The 1,900-nt window shown below is 36.1% G+C and carries 1 protein-coding gene; it reads left to right on the forward strand.

Annotation, left to right across the window (positions count from 1 at the left end):
* Nucleotides 1-207 precede the first annotated feature (207 nt).
* Nucleotides 208-1,698 (forward strand): glycoside hydrolase family protein, encoded by a 1,491-nt coding sequence (locus F6K22_RS39795; RefSeq protein WP_293110571.1) that lies wholly within the window; start codon nt 208-210, stop codon nt 1,696-1,698.
* Nucleotides 1,699-1,900 lie beyond the last annotated feature (202 nt).

Raw genomic sequence — 1,900 nt, forward strand, 5'->3', positions numbered from 1 at the left:
CCAGAGGAAGGAGGTACGCACAATTGTTTTCTTTACAAAGTAGGGAGTAGTAATTTGGGAAACAGGAAATAGAAAAGAAAAAAAACAACTGTAATTCAGTAACTTCAGAAATGCTATAGCTAATTAATGTTTTTATTAATTATCAAGTTTTGCTCTGAGAATTAATAAAAACATTAACTGTTTAGTTGTAAATAGGAACTCTCAACAATGCAAATCTCACAAAATTGCCTGGATTTAATCAAGAAATGGGAAGGACTTTTTCTGAATGCTTATCTAGATCCAGTAGGAATACCAACTATTGGATATGGAACAACTCGTTATCCCAATGGACAAACAGTTCGTCTAGGAGACAGAATTTCAGAAAGAGATGCAGAAAGATACCTGGGTTCTGAATGTAGCAGAATAGCACAAGCAATTTCTCAACTAATCAAAGTTCCTGTTAATCAAAACCAATTCGATGCTCTAGTATCTTTTTCTTATAATGTAGGAACTGGTGCATTTCAAGGTAGTACCTTATTAAGAAAACTAAATCAAGGAGATTATCAAGGAGCAGCTAATGAATTTCGTCGTTGGGTAAATGGCGTAGTTGGTGGTGTCAAGGTACCACTACCAGGGTTAGTATCTCGTCGTGCTGATGAAAGAAGGTTATTTCTCAAAAGTGGAGGAGAAGAAAAACCTTTTGAAGGTGAAATTTCAGAACAAGATAAAGTAACTTGGTTAGAAGGATATCGAGATGAAAATAAGAAAACTGTAGTTGTCGCTTGGAATCAAGGTGAAGTAGTAGAAATCTTAACTCTAGAAAAGTTTGATAAAGACTTATTAGCTAGTATTTTTCCTCAGTATAAAAATGCTAGATATTTTGTAATTGCTCCTGCGAATAAACCAATTCCTGCTGGTGAAAGAACTTCAGTTTTCAACCTTTCTGATATACATAGTGAAGGTACACCTCCAAAACTAAATCGTGTATTAGTGCGAGGTAGTGAAGGTGATGATGTAAGAACTTTACAAAAGAGATTAAAAGATTTAGGGTATTATGAAGGAGAATTTGAGAGGGTTTTTGGTAAGAAAACTGAACTTGCAGTTATCGAGTTTAAAAAAGATTATTTTGGGCTCATAACAGATAATGCAACAGTAGAGTCCATAACCTGGAAAAAATTATGGGGAGATGATCCACCTCCACCTCCTCCTGCACCACCATCCACGACAAATAAAAATTATCTACTATTAACAAAGACAAATCGTAAAGATAGATATGGATGTTATGTACTGAACTTGGACTATTTTAAAAGTGGAAAACTACAAGACAGATTAGAAGTTTGTTGCGGTGCCCCTAGAAGACAATTTTTCCGCACTGCTGCTCGGAGTCGGGCAATGACTGGAGAACCATTACCAGAAGGAAAGTGGTACATTCAGGATATTATTTGGGCTGATAGTAAAGATAATTATTATGGTCGAATTTTTCAAAGTGGTATTGGCCCAGTAACAGTTCCGTTAGATTATATAGAACCTGGTACAACTGAAAGAAGCGCGATCGAAATTCATATTGACTGGAATCGAAATTATGGTGCCCCTGGTACTGTTGGTTGTATAGCTACTTACAACATAGCTGATTATAAAAGGTTGGTTGGTTGGTTAAGGGATACAGACCCCCGAGATCTTTATGTTGACTGGAAATTAGGAACTTGTCCTAAACCTTAATTGAAATGATGGTGCGTGAGGCTTGGCGCTTCGCACCCTACTATACTTTTGACTTGATATCAATCAGGTTTTTTCAGTTGTATTTCAGGATACTCAGGAGATTCTCCCATTAATTCAGTCAATGCTTCTGACATAGCTTTCGGGTCATAAATAGCACCTTAGAATTAGCACTTTCACTTAATTTCTGATTAGTTTCTAAATA

The organism is Okeania sp. SIO2F4 (assembly GCF_010672385.1).
GTDB lineage: Bacteria > Cyanobacteriota > Cyanobacteriia > Cyanobacteriales > Microcoleaceae > Trichodesmium.

Bases quoted from the DNA above. Each gene is read 5' to 3' on its own strand.
- F6K22_RS39795 (WP_293110571.1), top strand. From the start codon at position 208: ATGCAAATCTCACAAAATTGCCTGGATTTAATCAAGAAATGGGAAGGA.